We start from the raw sequence: 20,758 nt of genomic DNA on the forward strand, positions 1-20,758 counted from the left end.
CCTACACGACGCTCTTCCGATCTATGTAGGAAATGTATTGGCGATCCTCGTGCCGCCTCCGCCGGCGGATCCCGCCGCGGAAGGGGCGCAATGAGCTTCCCGGGCCCCGATTCGGGCGGACGTGAGGCGGCGCGGAACATGGGGATGAAGACAGGAAAACTGCCGGTAAATGCCATGAAGCGTTCTGTCTTCGGACAGATCCGGAGAAATAGAGAGGAAGTGTTGAATGGCGCAGGATTTGGAGAAGACTGCGCCATCTTCTCATTCCGGCCGGAGGCTGCCGCGGCGGTCTGCGTGCAGGAGGCTGTGGTGGCCCTGGACCGGACATCTGCCGCTTCCCGGGCCGGAAGGCGGGCGGCAGACGCGCCTCAGGGAGAGAAGCTGCCCGGCGGAGAGCCCCGCGGGTCCTGGCACGAAGAAGCGGCCATGTCCATGGCGGATTTGATTGTGAAATGCGCCAACAACCTGGCGGCGGGCGGCGCAGAGCCGGTGGCAGCGACGGTGGCATTGCTCTTGCCGGAGACCGTGGAAGAGCCCCAGGTCCGGGCGCTCATGGCTCAGACACAGGAGAAGTGCACGGAATTACATATGGAAATAATCGGAGGCCAGACAAGGGTGACAGCGGCGGCAGCCGGGCCGCTGGCGGTGGTGACGGGATACGGCGCGGCAGCCCGGGGAGAAAGCCACGGGCCGGGAGCCGCTGCCCCGGGACAGGACATCGTCCTGAGCAAATGGATCGGCCTCCAGGGCACCGCCCTGCTGGCGCGGCGCTTCCGGGAGAAGCTGCTGGCGCGCTATCCCGCCTGGCTGGTGGAGGAAGCGGCGGGCTTCGGGCGGTATCTGTCCGTGCTGCCGGAGGCACGGGCGGCGAGGGAGCACGGCGTCTGCGCCATGCACGATGCCTCGGAGGGCGGCATCCTGGGGGCCCTCTGGGAGCTGGCGGAGGGCGCTGGCCTGGGGCTGGAGGCGGATCTGCGCGGCATCCCCCTGCGCCAGGAGACCGTGGAGGTATGCGAGTGCTGCGGGGCGAACCCCTACGAGCTGCTCTGCGGCGGGTGCCTGGTCATGACGGCCCGGGACGGACATGGGCTTGCTGCGGCGCTGGAGGCGGCCCATATCCCGGCCACAGTGATCGGGAAGCTGACCGGGGGCAGAAGCCGGATACTGAGATGCGGGGAGGAAATCCGCTACCTGGACAGACCCCGGAGGGACGCCGTATATCAGATGCCGGAACCCGGGTGAAAAATTCGAAAAGAGAGGGACAGGAAATGAGAGAAGAATTGTTGGCATTGATCGAGAAGAACAGCCGGATCGACTTAGGGGAGCTGGCAGTGCTCCTGGGGGCCGGGGAGGCGGAAGTGGTAAGCGAGCTGTCCGCCCTGGAACAGGAGGGCATCATCTGCGGATACCACACCATGATCGACTGGGAGAAGACTTCTCGGGAGAAGGTGTCCGCGCTGATTGAGGTGCGTGTGACGCCCCAGAGAGGACAGGGCTTCGACAGCATCGCGGAGCGCATCTACCAGTACCCGGAAGTCCAGAGCGTGTACCTGATGTCCGGGGGCTATGACCTGATGATCATCCTGGAGGGGAAGACCCTGCGGGAGGTGTCCTCCTTCGTGTCGGAAAAGCTCTCCGCCCTGGAGTCCGTCATCAGCACGGCCACGCATTTCATCCTGAAGAAATACAAGGACCACGGCACGGTGCTTTCCAGGAAAAAAGAAGACGAAAGGCAGATGATCACCCCATGAGAAATCCGTTAGCAGACAGAATCGTAGAAATCAAGCCGTCGGGCATCCGGAAATTCTTCGACATCGCCCAGGAGATGAAGGATACCATTTCCCTGGGGGTAGGCGAGCCCGACTTCGACACTCCCTGGCACATCCGGGACGAGGGCATCTACTCCCTGGAGAAGGGGAAGACCTTCTATACCTCCAACGCAGGCCTGAAGGAGCTGCGGGAGGAGATTGCGGAATATCTGTACAGGAAGCAGGGAATCCGCTATGAGCATCCCATGGAGGAGATCCTGATCACCGTGGGCGGATCCGAAGCCATCGACATCGGCTTCCGGGCCATGATCGATCCCGGGGACGAGGTGCTGATCCCGCAGCCCAGCTTCGTGTCCTACGAGCCCTGCGCCGTGATGGCCGGAGCCAAGCCCGTGATCATCGACCTGAAGGAGGAGAACGAGTTCAGGCTCACCGCCGCGGAGCTGGAGGAGAACATCACCGACAGGACCAAGATCCTGGTGCTGCCCTTCCCCAACAACCCCACCGGGGCCATCATGGAGAGGAAGGATCTGGAGGCCATCGCGGAGGTCATCCTGAAACATGACATCTATGTCATGTCCGATGAGATCTACGCGGAGCTTTCCTACAAGGAGAAGCATGTCTCCATCGCCCAACTGCCGGGCATGAAGGAGCGTACCATACTGATCAACGGCTTCTCCAAGGCCTTCGCCATGACCGGCTGGCGGCTGGGCTACGCCTGCGGGCCGCAGGCCATCATAGAGCAGATGACCAAAATCCACCAGTACGCCATCATGTGCGCGCCCACCACCAGCCAGTACGCGGCTGTGGAGGCCCTGCGGAACGGCGACAGAGACGTGGCGGAGATGTGCACGGCCTACAACCAGAGGCGGCGCTTCCTGGTGCATGCCTTCCGGGAGATGGGGCTGCCCTGCTTCGAGCCCTACGGGGCCTTCTACATCTTCCCCTGCATCAGGGAGTTCGGCATGAGCAGCGACGACTTCGCCATGCGGTTCCTGAAGGAGGAGGGCGTGGCCGTGGTGCCGGGGACTGCCTTCGGCGACTGCGGGGAGGGGTATCTGCGCATCTCCTACGCCGCATCCCTGGAGAACCTGCGGACTGCCATGGAGAGGCTCGGACATTTCCTGGAGAAGCTGCGCGGGGAGCGCGGAGACAGATAAGGAGGAGCGGCTATGAAGAAGAGGATCGGCATTGCGGTGGTCGCCATTGCGTTGCTTTTGTCCGGCTGCACCGTCCCGATGCCCATGGAAATCCTGGAACAGATTGCCCGAAGCGGGAACAGGGACAGCGCTGCGGAAAGCCCTTCTCCGGAGACAGAGAGCCGGCCGGAAGAAGGCGCAACAAAGTTGAAAGAGAAACGGGATAACGATAAGCAGGTGTTGGTCGTCCATGGCGGGGAAAGCGAGGAGGACTCCGGAGAGGGTAGCCGGACGGGAAGCGCCGTGGAGAGCGGAGATGACGAAAGCGGCGAGGCGGACAGCGCCTATGTGAAGGGCGTCACCACGGACAACGGATGGGAGAGCGAATACTGGAACCTACGCTTCACGGCCCCGGAGGGCGTCTTCATGCTCAGCGACGAGGGGATGGAGGCCCTGATGGGAATCGGAGAGGACATCATCTCCGAGAACTACAGCGAGAAGCAGCGGGAATACCTGGAAATGACGTCCCTGTATGAAATGCTGGGCACGAATGCCGAGGGGGACGCCAATGTGGCTGTGACCGTAGAGAAGCTCATGGTGAGGGGCATGGACACGGAGGACTACAAAAAGGCCGCGCTGCTGCACCTGAGGATGATACAGGAGCCGGTCTATGAGATACTGGACGACAGCGGCACCGCGGAGATCGCGGGGGAGACCTTTGCGGTGGTGAACACCAGGGTGGACAGCGGCGGCGAATACTATCAGGACTACTATTTCCGGGTATCGGGCGACAGGGCGCTGATCATCACCATCACATATGCGGAGGCCACATCGGAGCAGGCCGCGGCGCTTTTAGGCGGCTTTGACGTATGCCCCTGAGCGCGTCCGCCTGGATTTTTTGATTCGATGCTGCGGCGGAGGCCGGAGGCTTACGGCGCGCGGGCTCTGCCCCACCGGCCTGCATGCCGCCTGGCGGATGCCTGGTACACAGGTGCATGAATTCCCGGGTATCGGTGCCTGACGTCCGCGCCGGACAAGGCGGAGGAAGGAGACGGGCACAAGGCATCACTTGATGACGACAGAACTGTAATCGAGTGGGCAGCCAGGGCTGATCGCTCAAAGATTCAGGCACTGGGGTACTGGCCGGCGGGCATAGATTGACACAGGAGGGAATGGACAGATGCATATCGTACTGCATCAGCCGGAGATACCGGGGAATACGGGAAATATAGGGCGTACCTGTGTGGCTACAGGCACGCCCCTGCATTTGATAGAGCCGCTGGGCTTCCGGCTGGACGAAAAGTCTATCCGCCGGGCCGGAATGGACTACTGGCATCAGTTGGAGGTCTACAGGTACATGAATTTCGAAACATTCACCGAGCTTCATCCCGGCGCGAAGATCTGGATGGCCACCACCAAGGCCAGGCACGCTTACACGGAGGTGTCCTACGGGCCGGATGACTACATCATGTTCGGCAAAGAGAGCGCGGGCATCCCGGAGGAGATCCTGGTGGAGCGCGAGGACAGCTGCATCCGCATCCCCATGCTCCCCGCCATCCGCTCCCTGAACCTGTCCAACTCCGTGGCCATCGTGCTGTACGAGGCGCTGCGGCAGAACGGCTTCGGGGGCATGCAGCAGGAGGGGGAGCTGCATCGGCTGGAATGGAGATGAGAGGGGATCCGGACAAAAAAGTTCGCCTTACCGGCAAGTAAGGCGAACTTTTTTTATACGTTTTGACAGTTTTTGGTGATTTTCCGCTCCGAAATTCCATATTTTCAGAAAAAATGACCATGGTTCGGGATACTCCTGTATGTTTATGGATGAAACATAACACTCCAAGGAGGTACAAAAGATGAATGAGACGGCATCCAGAGACAGCGAACTGAACCAGAGGCGGAAAACGGTATTGGAAGAAACGGAGCAGCCCCATCCGGCCCAGGGGCAGCCCCGGGAAGGGGAGACGGCCATGCCCTGCGGCACATTGAAGGACTTGAGCGCCGGCTGGCTGCAGGATCGGCAGGAGGCGGTGAAGAAAAGCACTTTTTCCACCTACAGCTATTGCGTAAAGGTGCATATCCTGCCCCTGGCGGGGGATATGCCCCTGGCGGAACTGGACGGGGAGGCGGTCATGGCCTTTGTCCAGAAGATACAGGAGAAGGAGCTTGCGGACACCACCACCAGGTCCATCCTTGTGGTATTCAAGTTCATCATAAAATACGGGATCCGCAGCGGGCTGATAGGCCGCGAGATTCTGGAGTATTGCCACGCAAGCTGCCGCAGGACGGAATCCAGGGTGCTGGCCATACAGGACAGCGCCAAGATGAAGGAATATCTGCTGCGGAAGAGGACGATCTTCCCCCTGGCCATCCTGCTGTGCCGGGGCACAGGGATACGCATAGGAGAGCTGTGCGGCCTGAAGTGGGGCGATATCGACTTTGAAGCATGTACTTTCAATATCAAGCGTACAGTATCGAGGATTCCGAATCCGGACACCTCCGCAGGGCAGCCAAGGACCATCCTCTATATCAGGACGCCCAAATCCCACACATCCTCCCGGGAAATCCCCATTCCCGGATACCTGATAAACGCCCTGAAGCGGCTGCGCAAAGGGGATGACCTCTATGTGCTGACCGGGCGGAGCACCTGCACGGAACCGCGGAATGTCCAGAAACGCTTCAAGACGATCCTGAAGCGCTGCGAAATGGAGGACTGCAATTTCCACGCCATGCGCCACGGTTTCGCCACGGCATGTCTGGAGAACGGGGTAGACTGCAAGACCGTGTCCGCCATCCTGGGCCACGCGTCGATACGGACTACCATGGATTTCTACGTACACACTTCCATGCGCCAGAAGAAAGACTGCATCGACGGTATCGACTGAAAAAAGGTCCGCCTTACTTGCCGATAAGGCGGGGCTGATGAAATTGTTCCCCGCTTTCTGCAAATCCCTTGCCAAATACCACAGGCTCTGCTATACTGCATTCAAAAGCATAAACTCTTTTGAAGCCGCATGGAAGAGCCGTTTTTAATAGGAAACTGCTCTTCCTGGCTTCAAACGAAACCTGTGCTTTTCGAAAAGTGGCCCACACGGAGGCGTTCCCCATGGTAAGGCAGACCGGCATCGGCATACAGGATTTCAGCAAAATAATCGAAAACAACTGCTTCTACGTAGATAAGACCGCTTTCATCAGGGAATGGTGGGAAAGCCGGGACGGTTTGCGGCCTATTGGGCCAATACCAGTTCCAACAGCCTGATTGGAAAGCTTGTCCGACAGGGAAGCCCTGACATTAAGATGGACATGGAGGGCCTGTTGAGAGGAGAGGTGCTCCACACCCGGGTAGACGAACAGATTGTCTTCAGCCAGCTGGGCCAAAGCGAGGTGTCTGTTTGGAGCCTCCTGCTGGCTGGCGGATACCTGAAGGTGGAGAGCCGTGGGACGGAGGACGGGGCTGACAGCGGAGAATATGTGCTGTCTCTGACGAACAGGGAAGTGCACATTGCCTTCGAGCGGATGGTGCAGGGGTGGTTCGAGCCCTGCGCGGGCTGTTACAATCGGTTCATCCGCGCATTGCTTTCGGGCAATCTGGATGATATGAACGGGTATATGAATGATTTGGCTGCTGAGCTTTTCAGCAGCTTTGACGGCGGTAGAAAGCCTTCGGAAAAAGCCCGCCCGGAACGATTCTATCATGGATTCGTCCTGGGGCTGTTGGTAGAGCTGAAGGACAGATACGGCATTTCCTCCAACGGGGAGAGCGGCTATGGCAGGTATGATATCATACTGGAACCGAAGAAGGACGATCTGGACGCCTTTTTGATCGAGTTTAAGGTGGCTGACACCAGGCACGGGGAGACTCTGGAAGCATGTGTGGAATCCGCATTGAAGCAGATTGAAGAAATGCGGTATGAAACAGTTCTGTGGAAGAAGGGGATTCCCGCGGAGAAGATTCATAGATATGGATTTGCTTTTGCGGGAAAGACAGTGCTGATCGGGTGAACCCGGGACGCCCCCAGGGCGCGGAACCTGCGGCAAAAGCAAACTATCAGGAAAGGAAAGCATTTAAGCAGAAGGTACGGACATATGGAATTCAGCAGAGGAAAAATCAGACAGATCAGACATTTGATGGTTTTGGCGGCGTTGTTGGTGCTGGCGATCATATACAGCCAGGAAGTGCTGCGGGGGGCGGCGTTTCTGGTCGGCATCGTATCGCCGTTTTTGGTGGGCGGGGTCATGGCCTTCGTGCTGAACATCCCCATGCGGGCCTTCGAGGAGAAGGTCCTGGGCCGGTGGCAGGGGAAGAGCGCCGGAAAGGTCAAGAGGCCCCTGTGCCTGACGCTGTCCATCGTGTCCGTTGCAGTGGTGCTGGCCCTGGTGGTGGGCACGGTGGTGCCCCAGGTGGTGTCCACCGCCTCTGAAATCGGCAGGAAGATTCCGGCCTTTACGGAAGAGGTCATGGAGGGAGTGGACAGGCTGGCGAAGGACTACCCAGAGCTGACGAGGCAGATAGACCAGCTGGAGCTGACGGAGATCAACTGGGATTCCATGCTGGACAGCGTCATCGATTTCCTGAAGAACGGCGCGGGGGATGTGCTGAACTCCACGGTCAGCGTGGCCAGCGGCATCATATCGGGCATCATGAACACGGTGATAGCCTTTATATTCGCACTGTACGTGCTGACCCAGAAGGAAAAGCTGGCGGAGCAGGGCAGACGGATTCTTTCGGCCTATCTGCCGGATAAGGTGGGAGCCAAGACTCTGGAGATATTCAGCCTCCTGCATAAGAATTTCAGCAGCTTCATCACCGGACAGTGTCTGGAGGCGGTGATTCTGGGCACTATGTTCGTGGTGGCCATGAGCCTGTTCGGAATGCCCTATGCTTTGATGGTGGGCGTGCTGATTGCGTTTACGGCGCTGATTCCCATCGTGGGCGGATTCATCGGCTGCGCTGTGGGAGCCTTCATGATACTGATCGACAATCCGCTGCAGGCCCTTTGGTTCGTGATACTGTTCCTGGTGCTGCAGCAGATAGAGGGGAACCTGATATATCCCAAGGTAGTGGGGAATTCCGTGGGACTGCCCGCTATCTGGGTGCTGGTGGCGGTGAGCGTGGGCGGCAGCCTGTTCGGGATTTCCGGAATGCTGTTCTTCATCCCGCTGACATCCTCCGGCTATGCGCTGCTGCGGGAGAGCGTGAACGACCGCAACACCAGGAGGCGGATGCAGGCGGCGCAGAGGAAGGGGAACAGGCCGGAAGACAAAGATGTAGTAATGGAAGAGGACGGAGGGACGGACGCTCCGGCGAAGAAGGTTCCGGAGGCGAAGGCTCCGGAGAGGAAGGCAGGGGAAAGAAAGAACGGAAAGAGGTCGTAAGAGCGGCTCCTGAAACAGGATGCCCCTGATAGAGCATCCCGGATTCCTGATGGCAGCCTGAAATGGAGGCTTCCGGCAGGATATCCGGGATGTCTTTGTGTGCCAGGCCCGGCGGGGGCTGCTGTCAGAACAGGCTGTTGCCCAGCATGCCGGCCATGCTCTGGTAGGCCGTCCAGGGGCTGTAACCGGACAGGGGATAGTTCAGGGCGCTCTGGGAGTAGAGGTTCCGGGACAGCATCTGGAGCATAAGTTGGTTGGTGGCATCGCACTGGTCACAGCAGGTGTTGCCGGAGGCGGAGACATCCTGTGCGGCGGATTCTCCGGAGGCGCTGCCGGGCCCTGCCGCCGCACCTGTTTGCCTGGCCGAAGATGAATTGATGGCCTGACGTGCAGTGGCGGCATCGTACAGGGCGGAACGGGTCTGCGCGGCGGTGTTCCGGGGGGCAGTGCTGCGTGTCCCGGTGGCCTGGGAGTCCCTTTCCGCAGCGGCCACGTCTGTAGCCGTCTGCGCTGCCCTTCCGGCCTGTGCCGCCGCCCGCTGCATCAGGCCGGAAAAGCTGCCCACATTGGCATAGCCTTTGACATTTGCCGTCCGTATGCCGCCCCGCCGGGCATAATAGGTGTTTACTTCTTTGATGCTGAAATCGTCTAAGTACATAATCTCTCCTTTCGAATCTTCCTGTTCTTCTGCTTTTCGCAGTGGATCAGGCATTATCCTGCAGTAAAACAGTCACCTGGAATTCGTTCCTCTGGGCCCGGATGTCCACACTCCCCTGTAGTTCGCGGCCTCCCGCTTGGCACTGTCCTGCTTTTCACAGTGGATCAGGCATTATCCTGCAGTAAAACAGTCACCTGGAATTCATTCCCCTCAGCCCGGATGTCCACGCTCCCCCTGTACTTCTCGGCCTCCCGCTTCACATTGGACAGGCCGATGCCGTGGAGGGCCATGAGGGGAGTCCGGGGGGAGCCCGGCCCGGGGGGCGCCTCCTTGGTGGACACGGGGAGTCCGGTGTGGCGGTGGAAGCGGAGATCCCCTTGGAAGGAGTTGCGGACTTCCAGCAGATAGAAGCGGTTCTTCTTTTTCCCGGAGAGGGAGATATACCGCTTCCCGGGCTCCACCCTTTCACAGGCCTCCAGGGCGTTGCGCAGCAGGTTGTTCAGGATGATGCCCATGTCGTAGGAATCGAAGCCTCCGGAGGCGGGAAAGGTGAAATCTGCCTGGAAGCGGATGCCCAGCCTGGCCGCGGCCCGCCCGACATCGCCCAGGATCACGTCCGAGACGGCATTCCCTGTGTACATGCCGGGCTCCAGGGCCTGTATGCTCTCCTCCATCTTGGCCATGTAGCGCTCCATGTCCCCGTAGCAGTTCCTCTCCGCCAGGCCCCTGATGTTGGCCAGATGGCCCCGCAGATCGTGTTTCATCCGGCGCAGCCCGTCGTAGAGCTGCTCCACCTGGGCCAGCCGCTCCTGAATGCCTGCCAGCTGCTGCTGTTCCACGAAATGCCTGCCCCGCTCCTCCTGGAGGGCCATGTTCTTCTGGCAGAGGGCAATCGCGGCCAGGGTCCCCGCGTAGAACAGGGCGGCCAGCAGGGGCACGATGCCCACGGCCATGGGCACCTGCTCGTAGAGCTGGAAAATGGAATCCCCGTCTGCCACGATGAGGAGCTGCAGGGTGATGCGGACGAAGAGGATTCCCGTCACCGGCGTCAGCAGCAGGTAGCACAGCTCCCTGACATGCAGGGCAAAGGGCCGTCTCCCCAGCACCAGAACCAGGCCCCGGAGCATGAGGGCAAAGAGGAGGAGCGTCAGCGCTTCGATGCAGATGTGGTTCAGCGCCGCGCCCAGGAAGACCTTCTCCGGGGTATTGGCGCCCGCCAGGAAGAGCCGATAGGTAAAATGGTTCAGGCTCTGTGCGGCCATCAGGCTCAGATGCCGGGTGCAGAAGAACAGCACTCCCAGCAGGAACAGGGCTTCCCGCCCGATGCCCAGAAACCGCCTGCAAACAGCCAAAAGCGCCGTCAGAAGCAGCATGCACAGCCAGCCGCGGAAGGAGAACACAGCGCCCAGAAAGAAGATGAAAATGTAGTCAACCAGCACGAACAGGCATTTTCGGCGCGTGCTCCGCCCGCCTCCCGCGCCCTCGTCCAGGAAGGGGCGCAGGAAAGCCGCCATGCAGGCCCCATAGAGGATTACCTCTATCCCTGCGGTTATCCGGTAGAGCAGTATGAAATCTGATTCGCGCAATTTCGCCTCCCTCCGGCTCCGCCTCCCTGACGAGACTACAAGGCCATAGGCCTGTCCGCAGGGAAGGAGCGTTTACTGTCGCAGGAAGCGCAGGTGCTGCTTCACGAAAGCATCGTATTTATATTTGGAGATCACCAGCTTTTCGCCGTCTGTCAGCGTGACCTGTCCCCGGGCATATTCCTCCACATGGCGCAGGTTCACCAGATAGCCCTTGTGGATGCGGGCGAACTGTCCGCCCAGCTCCAGCTCCAGTTCCCCTATCTTCCCGTAGTATTCCACTGTGCCTTCCTTTAAATGCAAAAGGAGCTTATGCCCACGGCTCTCCACATAGCGGATGTTCTCCAGCGGTATCACCCGGCTGGCCCCGGCGTATTGGACGAGCAGCGTCCTCCGGCGCTGTTTTTCCAGAACCGAGAGCTTCTCCGCCGCCCGCCGGAAGACATCCGCGAAGCGCCCCTCGTCCACGGGCTTCACCAGGTACTGGAAGGCCTCCACGTCAAAGGCCTGGTACACATAGCTTTCATAGCCTGTGACGAAGATGATGAGGGGCTGCCTGTCCGGAGGAAGGCTCCGAAGCCTCCTGGCCAGCGCCATGCCGTCCATGGAGCCGGGACTCCCCGCCCCTGCCGCCGCGCCGCGTTGAGCCGCCATTCCGCCATCAGCCGCCCCGCTGTCAGCCGCCCCGCCTCCCAGCTCGATATCCAGCAACAGCAGATCATAATCCTCTCCCGCAGCCAGATAGGCCTCCGCGGAGGCATACTCCGAAATCCGGCATGAAGAATCCTCCCGCCGGATCAGCGCGGCCAGATAGCTGCGGATATTCTGTTCGTCATCACATATCGCGATCCTGATTTTTCCCATCCCTTTCCGCCCCATTCCCCGTGCCGACTTTCCGGCCGGGACGCGGGCCTTCAATTCCTGTATCGTAAGGAAACGGACAAATCTTAACGGCCATAGCGCAAGTAGCCGTTTTGACAGCGCAACTGGCAGATATACTCACGAGCGATGAAATCTGCCGCAATGTCCCCATAGGCTTTCGCCTGTGAGCCGGGCTGCCTGGCAGATTTTGGTGATTGTCAGTTTATGCTGCAGACCGCCAGGATTTACAGTGGCATCTCCGGGAAAGTGCTTGGCTGGCGCTGCAAATTTAACCGATGCGCAGTATAAATGGCAGAAGATGGGAAAAAGGATATTGTCAAAAACCGTAATATCATATATAATTTACAGATGAACAGATGATGCCGGCAAGCGCCTATGACGAGGGGGATATGACAACACTGGACGACACCAAAACGCGAATCATCCATGCGACGATAAAGGCCGTGCGGCAGTATGGCCTGGAAGGGGTGCGCATCCAGAATGTCAGCAAGCTGGCAGGGATTTCCTCAGGCGCGATCTACCGGCACTTTGAGGGCAAGGAGCAGCTGCTGACAGAGTGCTTCACTTATGTGGACAGACAGGCCGCGGCGATTTTCGAGGATCTGCAGTTCAATCCTCTGGTCATGCTCACTGACCCGATGGGAGCGGTAAAGACGCTGTGGCTGCCCTATTTCCGGTTCTGGACGTCCCGCCCGGACGAGACGGTCTTCTACTACCGGTTCCGGGACAGCGCCGCGTTCCCCAGTTATGACAGAAGCCGGGACGTGACATACTTCGGAACCTTCATCGGGATGGTCCGGATTTTCAAAAAGGTGTTTCCCAGCCTGGACCGAATCAATCAGGACATGCTGTGGCTCCATGTCCTCACGTCCACATTGCTGTACGCGAAATATGTGGTGGAGGGAATCCTTCCAAATAATGAGGAGACCGAGGAGACGGTGTTCCGGCTGCTGACCACCGGGCTGAGCGGTTACCTGAAGCCGGAGAGGCTCTCAAGATTGAGTCGGAAATAAATACATGCCGCTGAAGGGCGGTTTGTTTTTGACCATATGATAGTGAACGTTTATTTACATTTTCTGGAGGAAGTATGAAAAAAATTCTGATTGTTGACGACAGCGCCCTGCAGGCGACCCAGTTGAAGTCCATCCTGAAGGACGAGTATGAAATCACCATTGCACAGAAGGGGGAGGAGGGGCTGCGCCTTGCAGGGGAGGGGGATTTCTCGCTGATCCTGCTGGATGTGGTGATGCCGGGGATGGACGGCTTTACGTTGCTGAAGAAGCTCCAGGACGATAATGCCACCAAGAACGTGCCGGTGATCCTAATCACCAGCCTTTCCGACGTGGCCAGCGAGGAGCGCGGGCTTATCCTGGGAGCCGTGGACTATATCACGAAGCCCTTCCACCCCCTGATTGTCCGGGCGAGGGTCAATACCCATGTGAAGCTGTACCAGTACCGCAAACAGGTGGAACAGCAGTCCATGACCGACCAGCTTACGGGGATCGCCAACCGGCGCAGGTATGAGGAATACAGCATCATAAGGTGGAATGAGGCCAACCGGCTGCAAATCCCGTTCTCCATCTGCATGTTCGATATCGATCGCTTCAAAGTATATAACGACACCTTCGGCCATCCCGCCGGGGATAAAGTGATTTCCGCCGTGGCGCAGACGGCGGCCTCCTATCTGCAGCGCAGCACGGACTTCCTGGCCCGCTATGGCGGCGAGGAATTTGTGGCGATTGCCATGGGGGACCAGGCCGATAAGATATTCGGGCATATGAAAAAGATCCGGCAGGCCATAGAGGACCTCCATATTCCCCATGACCCCTCCGTAGCCCAGTGGGTCACGGTCAGCATGGGCGGCATTACCGTCTGTCCCCCGGTGGAGCACGGCTACGGGTTTTACCTGCAGTTCGCGGACACACAGCTGTACGACGCCAAGCGGCATGGGCGCAACAGGGTGGTCTGGGCTGACGAGAGGCTGAAGCAGATGCTGGAAAAAGAACGCTGAGACCACCGTGTACAGGGGAGGCGCAGACGCCGCCCGGCGGGGGACGGAAAGTAAATCGCAGTACATAAGCGGCGGGAGCCCGGGAGGAAGGAGGCTCCGCTGCTTTTTTATGCAAAAACTTTAGATAAACAGTGTATAACACTTGACAACAGTTGTGCGCTGTTATATACTGTTTGCAAGGAGGAAAAAGGAATGCGCATTATTATAAACAGTTCTTCCATGGTTCCCATCTATGAACAGATTACAGACCAGATCAAGACCCTGATACGCGGCGGGGAATTGAAGGAGAACGATAATCTGCCCTCTGTCCGGGTGCTGTCAAGGGATCTGCGGATCAGCGCGCTGACCGTGAAAAAGGCCTATGACAGCCTGGAGGAGGATGGCTTTACCGTGACTGTCCATGGCAAGGGAACCTACGTCGCGGCAGTGAATCCGGGCCTTTTGCTGGAGGAGCAGAAGAAGGAGCTGGAGGCGGATCTGGAGATGGCTGTCCAGAAAGGCAGGAGATACGGGATCAGCGATGAGGACATTAGAATCTTATTTGACCTTATTTTGGAGGGATGACTATGTTGAGGATTGAAAATTTACGGAAAAGCTACGACACGTTCCGGCTGGACTGCTCCATGGAAGTCCTGTCGGGGAGGGTGACAGGGCTGGTGGGGCAGAACGGGGCGGGGAAGAGCACCACGTTCAAGGCAGTGCTGGGGCTGATCAGGCCCGACGGCGGCAGGATAGAGATCCTGGGGAAGGACAGCGCACAGTTCGGCGCAAAGGATAAGGAGAAGCTGGGCGTAGTCCTGTCCAACGCGGGCTTCAGCGGGTACCTGACCATAAAGGACATCGTCCCTGTCATGGCCAGTCTCTATGCCCGGTTCGACAGGGCGTTCTTCCTGGAGCAGGTCAGGCGGTTCGGGCTTCCCGACAACCAGAAGATTAAGGAGTTCTCCACGGGCATGAAGGCCAAGCTGAAGGTCCTGACGGCCATTTCCCACAGGGCGCAGCTCCTGATCCTGGATGAGCCCACGGCGGGCCTGGACGTGGTGGCCAGGGACGAGCTTCTGGAGCTGCTTCGGGCATTCATGGAGCAGGACGAGGACAGGGGCATCCTGATAAGCTCCCACATCTCCGGCGACCTGGAGACCCTGTGCGACGACATCTATATGATACATCAGGGGAAAATCATCCTCCATGAGGATACGGACGTGCTGTTAGATGATTACGCAGTGCTGAAGGTGGACGAGGAGCAGTACCGGACGATTGAGAAGCGCTATCTCCTGCGCAGCAGGAAGGAGAGTTTCGGCTATAGCTGCCTGACGAATCAGAAACGCTTCTACAGCGAGAACTATCCGAAAATCGCCATCCTGAAGGGCAGCATTGACGAAGTGATTATGATGATGATACGAGGTGAGACATTATGAAAGGATTACTGATTAAGGATTTGAGACTGATGAAAAATATGGGGAATTCCCTGGCAATCATCCTCCTGGTGGCGGTGGGCATGTCCTTCTACAGCAGCGATATGAGCTTCATCGTTATCTACTTGGCCATCATCGGGACATCGTTCACGTCCAGCACCATCAGCTATGATGAATTCGACAATGGGAACGCGTTCCTGTTCTCCCTGCCTGTGTCCAGAAAGGACTATGTGCTGGAAAAATATCTGTTCGCCATATTGATGTGTGGCGGCGGATGGCTTCTGGGGAGCGTCATCTCCATTGTGGCCGGGGCGGCCCGAAGCGGCCTCGACCCCATGGAGGGCATGATGACGGCTCTGGTGCTGTTGCCTGTGGCGATGTGCCTGAATGTGCTCCTGGTGCCGCTGCGGCTGAAATTCGAGGCGGAGAAGAGCAGGATAGCCCAGATTGTGATTATGGGAGGCATCTTCGCGGTGGTGATCGCGGGAACAAAGATTGCGGAGAGGCTGGGCATCGACCTGGAAGCCCTGGGGGAGCGGATGCCGGTGATGAGCGCTCGGTTAGGCATCGTGGTGGCTCTGGGCGTCTGCATCGCCCTGCTGCTCCTCTCCTGCCATATCAGCATCAAGATCATGGAGCGGAAGGAGTTCTGAGGAGCTTTTGCAATGAAATTATTTTCAGGCAATGGATAGGATATACTTTAAGGGATTTCGGAAGTCCTCCATACCTGCGGCCGGATTTGGAAACTGGACAGATGGAATTCATATACCGGACGGATGCCGTTGAAACCGAGCAGGAATGATTTTGGAAGGAAAGAGGCTGCCTTAGGGCAGCCTCTAGAAATATGCACAGGCGCTGTGCGGCCTTCCTACAGCATGGTATCGTCCCTCAGGACCTCCGCCAGGCTGATCTTCCGGATGCTGCGCCAGGCCAGGGAATAGGCAAGCGCCACGCAGGCCACGATGGCCAGCATGAAGACGGCGATTGGGACAAGGGGCGCCTGGGCCAGGAATTCTCCCGCATCCACATAGCTCAGCTTCAGCATGGCGCCTACGGCCGCCACCGCCAGGGGAAGGGTGATCAGAATCGGGCGCCCCGCCAGGACCAATGCCTCGATGCAGAACATTTTCCGCAGGGAGGTCGGCGTCAGCCCCACGGACATGTACCTGGCGAATTCCCGTTTCCTCTGCCGCACGAAGCCCAGGGTGTTGGAGAACACATTGCCCATGCCAATCAGGGCCAGCAGCACGCAGAAGCCGCCGAAGACCGCCATCATCCCCTGAAACATGGTATTGTTGGAGTCATATTTCTGGATGCGGTTTTCGCTCTCTGCGGCATGGTTTTTGCTGACGATGGCATGGATTTGTGCCTGCAGGGCGTTCAGCTCCTCCAGAGCGGCGCCCTCTCTCCCCAGCACGCAGATGCAGACTTCCTCATTCGTGCCCCCAAGCTGCCCGCCGATTTCCCGCCACAGGGAGGCAGGGATGAAATGTACCAGCTCATAGTAGTCAAGGGTGGCGTATTCCTCCCGCAGGGCCGGGACCTGCTCCGTATAGGCCAAGACCGCCACCTCCGCCGTGACATCCTCGCTGCCGGACTGGCGCAGGACGCTTACAGGGGCTTCCCCTAAGGAATCCTTTTTCAGGTAAGGACAGTAGACCGGATGCCGGAAATCGGGATTGGTCACATCCCGGATCTGGTTCATGACCACCGCCCCGTCCAGCCGGGGAGCGGCGCCGACCTGTTCGCAATAGGCCAGGAAGCTGTTGTCATCCAGGATGACCAGGGGCGCGTTCACCATCCAGCCGTCCTGTACCTGCGTCACATATTGCCCGGGAGCCTGGGAAAACCCGCCGAAGGACTTCATCTCCTCGCTTATCTGTGCCTCTGTGATGAGCCGCCTCGCCGCTGCCCTTTGGTACACGATGGCGCTCTCCACCCCTGCAAGCCCCTGGAGCTCCTCCGTCTCCGGGAAGCTTTCCACCTGGGCGTCTTTCAGGGTGGCATAGATGTCCCAGACGTTCTGATATCTCTCAAAATAGGTCTCCCTGGTGCTGATTGCCGTAAGGGAGAAGAAGCACTGCATCATCGTAAAGGCCATAAAGGAGAACAAAAGGGACAGGGAGGCCGTCCGCAGGGCCTTTCGCTGGGCTTTCAGGGCATTGCCCGCCAGCTCTCCCTCCACGCCGAACAGGAGGCTGAGGATGGGGGAGGACTTTCTGCGCCTCAGCTGCAGCTCCCCGGTGTTCTTGATGGCCTCCAGGGGCGTGAGTCTGCTCAGCTTCCGGGCGGGCAGCCAGGCGGAGAGCCATATGGTCGCCACGGCAACGAGCAGGGTGGCGGCCAGGATCAGGGGGTGGTATCCGGGGCTGGACTCATGTCGGCCCTGGACAGCGTCTCTCAACAGCACATTGGTCAGGAGTATCAGCCCCATCCCGCCCGCTACGCCCAGGAGGCTCCCCACGAACAGGGGCAGGGCGCACAAAGAGGCAGCCTCCTGCAGCAGGCAGGTGCGGATCTGCTTCGGCGTAGCGCCGATGCTGGAAAAGATGCCGAACTGATGGATCCTGGCGTTCATGGACACCGCAAAGGAATTGTGTATGATGATCACCAGGGAGAAGGAAGCCAGGGCCACGATCAGGAGGAACAGGGGAAACAGCAGCCTGGGCGCGGTGTCCTGGGGATCGCGTACCAGGTACAGCGCCAGGAGCTCATGATGGTAGGCTGTGTTCTCCGGGGGAATCCCGGCCAGCTCGGCGATGCGGGGCGTGTCCTGAAGGACATCTTTATAATGGTAGAAATAGAGGTCTGTCACCATTTCTCCGTCCTGGCTCTTTTCCTCGTTTACCACGGCCTCTTCCACAGTGGCGAAATTTCGGATGGCTTCCAGGGCCTCCCCATCGATCTCCCCCACCAGCCGGCTCTGCCAGCCGCCTTCATTCAGCGATATCCGTTCCACCTCATACTTCCAAATATTATAGAACAGACAGCACAAAAGGGACAGGAGCAGTGCCGAGATAAAAGCTGAAATCCGCACGGACAGGCTGGAGGAGGGATTTTTTTTCAGGTAATCGGATGAATATTCTTTCCACATAGGATATGCCGTCACAGCTCTGCGGACAGCGTCTTCACCTCCCTTCGTTCATCGCTTACGATGCGCCCGTCCTGGACGGTGATGATGCGCTCCGCCTCCAGGGCCACCTTTTCGTCATGGGTGATCAGCAGAATGGTCTGGTTCAGGCTGCGGTTGGAGAGCCCTAGCATATCCATGATCTCCTTGGAATTCTTCTGGTCCAGGTTCCCCGTGGGCTCGTCCGCCAAAAGCAATGCAGGGCGGTAGATCAGCGAGCGGGCGATGGCGACGCGCTGCTGCTGGCCGCCGGAGAGCTGGCTTGGCAGAGCCTCCAGCCGGTCTGCGATTCCCAGGGTGTCCACGATTTTTTGGAAATATTCCTGATTGGGCTTCTTTTTGTCCAAGGCCAATGGCATCAGGATGTTCCTCCGCACGGTGAGGGTGGGGATCAGGTTGTAGAACTGGTACACCAGCCCTACCTTTCTGCGCCTGAAGATGGCGGCCTGGGTCGGGGTCAGCGTGGAGAGGTCTGTGCCGTCTATGATGACCGACCCCTCAGTGGGCTTGTCCACGGTGCCCAGGATGTGCAGCAGGGTGGACTTGCCCGAGCCGGACGAGCCCACGATGGCCACGAATTCTCCCTTGTCCACGGACAGATTGATTCCGTCCAGGGCAGTCACCTGATTGTCGCCGGTGCCGTATATCTTTCGGACGCCCTGACATTTTAAGATTTCCATTTTGATTATCCTCCTATTGTAGTTTTGCCTTACAGGTTACAGTATATCAGACGAAACTTACAACTCAGTGACTGTAGAGGCGGATTTCAAACAGAGCGCCTGCGCCCGGCCTGTTCCTGGCCCGGAGGGTGCCGTTCTGGAGTTCAATGATTTCCTTTGCCAGGGCCAGGCCGATGCCTATGCCGTTTTTGGCAGCGTTCCGGCCGCGGTAGAAGCGCTGGAAGAGGTGGGGGATGTCCTCCTTGGCGAAGCCCCTGCCCTCATCCCAGATCAGGATTTCCGTGTACAGAGGATTCTGGGCGTAGGAACAGAGGATTTTCCCACCGCCCCCATGCTCCAGGCAGTTCTTCATCAGGTTCATCACCGCCTCCATGGTCCAGTCCAGATCTGCCATGACCATCATGCCGCCCTGCTCCGGGATTTCCACGGAAGTTCCGGATGCGTCCAGCAGCTCCTGCAGATTGTCCGCCGCCAGCACCAGCAGGGTAAAGACATCCACCTCCTCTTTCTCCAAAGCCAAAGTCCCGGCATCGATGCGGGACAGCAAAAGCAGCGCTTCCTCCAGGCGGGTGAGACGTTGGAGCTGTTTTTGTATCTGTTCCAGATAGCAGCCGGATGTGACAGCCGGGGAGATTGGGGGCATGGCTGTTTCCCTGGCGCAGGAGGCCTTCGCAGCAAGGTCGTGCTCCATCATCTGGACGGACAGGGAGATGGCGGTTATGGGGGTCTTGAGCTGGTGGGCGATGTTGGACAGGTTCTCCGCGAAGCCGTTCCTGGCCTGGATGGCCGCCTCCTTCGTCTGATAGAGGAAGGTCACGGTCTTGTATATCTCATCCTCCAGCCTAGAGAAGTCGTCCTCCCCGGAGGCAGCTTTTGGGGAGGCGGGGAGGATAGGAGCGGCGCTGGTGCCCCTCTGTTCCAGATACGCTGCCAGGGCCTGGATCCGCAGGGCCTCCCTGCGGTTGCGGTAAGCCCAGGTGCAGGCGAAGAGCAGGCTCCCTGCCAGGAACCCGGCCCCGATGCACCAGAGGCTCTGCCTGTAGGTGGGGACGGAGAAGTCGCTGGCCCGGTACCCTAATGACGATAATACGTCTTCGTATGCGGAGCCGTCGGCGTTCCCGCCTGTGTATTCCTTCAGGGCGGCGGCAATAATCCTTCGGGCCTGCGGATCCTGCTCCACCACCTCCCCGCAGACCGCGTTCAGCAGGTCGAACTGCAGATGCCCGTAATGGAAGGTAAAGAGCAGCACGGCCAGGGCGGCGGCCAGGAGGCTTACGGACAACGTTAGGCCCAAAGTGACAAATACGTTCTTCCGTCCGCTCATAGGGTATCCTCCATGCGGTAGCCCACGCTCCTGACGGTCTTCAGGCAGGCGGGCTGGCCGAGCTTGTCCCGCAGCCGCTTCACGGTGACCGTCAGGGTGTTGTTGTTCACATAGTTTCCGTTCGCGTCCCATACCTGCGCAAGGATCTGTTCCCTGGTGAGGGTCTTCCCCTTGTGCTGCATCAGGTACAGGAGGAGCTGATATTCCGCCGCGCTTAAGAGGACTTCCTCCGAATGGCAGGTGACTGTCCGGCGGTTCTGGTCTATGCGGATGCCGCCGCAGGAGAGGTACTGCTCCGCCACATTGCCCGTCCTGCGCAGCAGCGCCAGGATGCGGGAGTACAACACCTCCAGCTGGAAGGGCTTGACGACATAATCGTCGGCGCCGTCCCGGAAGCCGGAGACGATGTCCGAGGCATCGCTGCGGACGGTGAGGAAGATGATGGGCAGATCCTTCCACCTGCTCCGGATCCATCGGCAGAGCCTGTCCCCGTGGCCGTCCGGCATGTTCCAGTCCAGCAGCACCAGAGTGGGCAGATGGGACTCCAGCGCCGCTCTGGCCCGGGCCAGGGTGGCGCAGAGGGTGACGCGGAAGCCTTTCTGTTCCAGATATTCCGCCACGGCAGCGGCGATGTCGGGGTCGTCTTCTATATAGTAGATGTGGGTCATAGTCGTGTTCCGCCTTTTTCTTTTAGAGTGTCATGAACACATTATAGCAGAAAAAAGTTACAGGTGTGTGACGGATTTTGCGTTGACAAAGGGGAAAAGAAATGATATGAAAGACATATAAAAACA

The 20,758-nt window shown here is 58.8% G+C and carries 21 protein-coding genes; 14 read left to right on the forward strand and 7 right to left on the reverse strand.

The window, feature by feature from the left end:
• Positions 1-144 precede the first annotated feature (144 nt).
• From Q2B33_RS05050 to Q2B33_RS05085, 9 genes are all read left to right on the forward strand, one after another.
• Complete coding sequence (locus Q2B33_RS05050; protein WP_300898383.1) at positions 145-1,242, forward strand: AIR synthase-related protein; 1,098 nt, start codon at positions 145-147, stop codon at positions 1,240-1,242.
• Positions 1,243-1,268: 26 nt separating this feature from the next.
• Positions 1,269-1,751 carry an Lrp/AsnC family transcriptional regulator gene (locus tag Q2B33_RS05055; protein WP_300569607.1) on the forward strand — a complete coding sequence of 161 codons (483 nt, stop codon included), beginning with the start codon at positions 1,269-1,271 and terminating at the stop codon, positions 1,749-1,751.
• Entirely contained in the window at positions 1,748-2,929 is a 1,182-nt protein-coding gene (locus Q2B33_RS05060; RefSeq protein ID WP_300569604.1) for an aminotransferase class I/II-fold pyridoxal phosphate-dependent enzyme, read from the forward strand. The genes Q2B33_RS05055 and Q2B33_RS05060 overlap by 4 nt, the downstream gene beginning before the upstream one ends.
• Before the next feature lie 12 nt (positions 2,930-2,941).
• On the forward strand, positions 2,942-3,787 hold the full coding sequence (locus Q2B33_RS05065; RefSeq protein ID WP_300569601.1) for a hypothetical protein: 846 nt from the start codon (positions 2,942-2,944) through the stop codon (positions 3,785-3,787).
• A gap of 301 nt (positions 3,788-4,088) precedes the next feature.
• Complete coding sequence (locus tag Q2B33_RS05070) at positions 4,089-4,580, forward strand: tRNA (cytidine(34)-2'-O)-methyltransferase (RefSeq protein ID WP_300569598.1); 492 nt, start codon at positions 4,089-4,091, stop codon at positions 4,578-4,580.
• A gap of 181 nt (positions 4,581-4,761) precedes the next feature.
• Positions 4,762-5,790 (forward strand): site-specific integrase, encoded by a 1,029-nt coding sequence (locus Q2B33_RS05075; RefSeq protein WP_300569595.1) that lies wholly within the window; start codon positions 4,762-4,764, stop codon positions 5,788-5,790.
• A 221-nt stretch (positions 5,791-6,011) separates the two neighbouring features.
• The gene (locus tag Q2B33_RS24695) at positions 6,012-6,164 is read left to right on the forward strand and encodes an AAA family ATPase (protein ID WP_369124251.1); all 153 of its coding nucleotides are present in this window, start codon (positions 6,012-6,014) and stop codon (positions 6,162-6,164) included.
• Positions 6,104-6,907 carry a PD-(D/E)XK nuclease domain-containing protein gene (locus Q2B33_RS05080; protein ID WP_300569592.1) on the forward strand — a complete coding sequence of 268 codons (804 nt, stop codon included), beginning with the start codon at positions 6,104-6,106 and terminating at the stop codon, positions 6,905-6,907. The genes Q2B33_RS24695 and Q2B33_RS05080 overlap by 61 nt, the downstream gene beginning before the upstream one ends.
• A gap of 84 nt (positions 6,908-6,991) precedes the next feature.
• On the forward strand, positions 6,992-8,281 hold the full coding sequence (locus tag Q2B33_RS05085; protein ID WP_300569589.1) for an AI-2E family transporter: 1,290 nt from the start codon (positions 6,992-6,994) through the stop codon (positions 8,279-8,281).
• Between the two features lie 124 nt (positions 8,282-8,405).
• Here Q2B33_RS05085 and Q2B33_RS05090 read toward each other — a convergent pair whose 3' ends face one another.
• From Q2B33_RS05090 to Q2B33_RS05100, 3 genes are all read right to left on the reverse strand, one after another.
• A complete protein-coding gene (locus Q2B33_RS05090; RefSeq protein WP_300569586.1) occupies positions 8,406-8,939 on the reverse strand; it encodes a hypothetical protein in 534 nt (177 codons plus the stop codon).
• 164 nt (positions 8,940-9,103) lie between these two features.
• Positions 9,104-10,525, reverse strand: coding sequence for a sensor histidine kinase (locus tag Q2B33_RS05095; protein ID WP_300807808.1), 1,422 nt, complete (start codon positions 10,523-10,525; stop codon positions 9,104-9,106).
• A gap of 72 nt (positions 10,526-10,597) precedes the next feature.
• Positions 10,598-11,386, reverse strand: a complete 789-nt coding sequence (locus Q2B33_RS05100; RefSeq protein WP_300569580.1) for a LytTR family DNA-binding domain-containing protein — start codon at positions 11,384-11,386, stop codon at positions 10,598-10,600.
• A gap of 374 nt (positions 11,387-11,760) precedes the next feature.
• Between Q2B33_RS05100 and Q2B33_RS05105 the strand changes: the two genes are divergently transcribed.
• From Q2B33_RS05105 to Q2B33_RS05125, 5 genes are all read left to right on the forward strand, one after another.
• Positions 11,761-12,417 carry a TetR/AcrR family transcriptional regulator gene (locus tag Q2B33_RS05105; protein WP_296461636.1) on the forward strand — a complete coding sequence of 219 codons (657 nt, stop codon included), beginning with the start codon at positions 11,761-11,763 and terminating at the stop codon, positions 12,415-12,417.
• Positions 12,418-12,491: 74 nt separating this feature from the next.
• Complete coding sequence (locus Q2B33_RS05110; RefSeq protein ID WP_300569575.1) at positions 12,492-13,415, forward strand: diguanylate cyclase; 924 nt, start codon at positions 12,492-12,494, stop codon at positions 13,413-13,415.
• Between the two features lie 192 nt (positions 13,416-13,607).
• The gene (locus tag Q2B33_RS05115; RefSeq protein WP_300569572.1) at positions 13,608-13,979 is read left to right on the forward strand and encodes a GntR family transcriptional regulator; all 372 of its coding nucleotides are present in this window, start codon (positions 13,608-13,610) and stop codon (positions 13,977-13,979) included.
• Positions 13,980-13,981: 2 nt separating this feature from the next.
• Positions 13,982-14,833: an ABC transporter ATP-binding protein gene (locus Q2B33_RS05120; protein ID WP_300569569.1), complete on the forward strand. Its 852-nt coding sequence runs from the start codon at positions 13,982-13,984 to the stop codon at positions 14,831-14,833.
• Positions 14,830-15,483, forward strand: coding sequence for an ABC-2 transporter permease (locus tag Q2B33_RS05125; protein WP_300569566.1), 654 nt, complete (start codon positions 14,830-14,832; stop codon positions 15,481-15,483). The genes Q2B33_RS05120 and Q2B33_RS05125 overlap by 4 nt, the downstream gene beginning before the upstream one ends.
• 215 nt (positions 15,484-15,698) lie before the next feature.
• Here the strand turns inward: Q2B33_RS05125 and Q2B33_RS05130 are convergent, their stop codons facing one another.
• The 4 genes from Q2B33_RS05130 to Q2B33_RS05145 form a co-directional block, all read right to left on the reverse strand.
• On the reverse strand, positions 15,699-17,789 hold the full coding sequence (locus tag Q2B33_RS05130) for an ABC transporter permease (protein ID WP_330684694.1): 2,091 nt from the start codon (positions 17,787-17,789) through the stop codon (positions 15,699-15,701).
• 146 nt (positions 17,790-17,935) lie between these two features.
• Positions 17,936-18,640 (reverse strand): ABC transporter ATP-binding protein, encoded by a 705-nt coding sequence (locus tag Q2B33_RS05135; protein ID WP_296478367.1) that lies wholly within the window; start codon positions 18,638-18,640, stop codon positions 17,936-17,938.
• A 64-nt stretch (positions 18,641-18,704) separates the two neighbouring features.
• Positions 18,705-19,964, reverse strand: coding sequence for a sensor histidine kinase KdpD (locus tag Q2B33_RS05140; protein WP_300569560.1), 1,260 nt, complete (start codon positions 19,962-19,964; stop codon positions 18,705-18,707).
• Positions 19,961-20,632: a response regulator transcription factor gene (locus tag Q2B33_RS05145; RefSeq protein WP_296478371.1), complete on the reverse strand. Its 672-nt coding sequence runs from the start codon at positions 20,630-20,632 to the stop codon at positions 19,961-19,963. Before Q2B33_RS05145 ends, Q2B33_RS05140 begins: the two co-directional genes overlap by 4 nt.
• Between the last annotated feature and the right edge of the window lie 126 nt (positions 20,633-20,758).

Source organism: uncultured Acetatifactor sp., assembly GCF_948601915.1.
Classification (GTDB): Bacteria; Bacillota; Clostridia; order Lachnospirales; family Lachnospiraceae; genus Acetatifactor.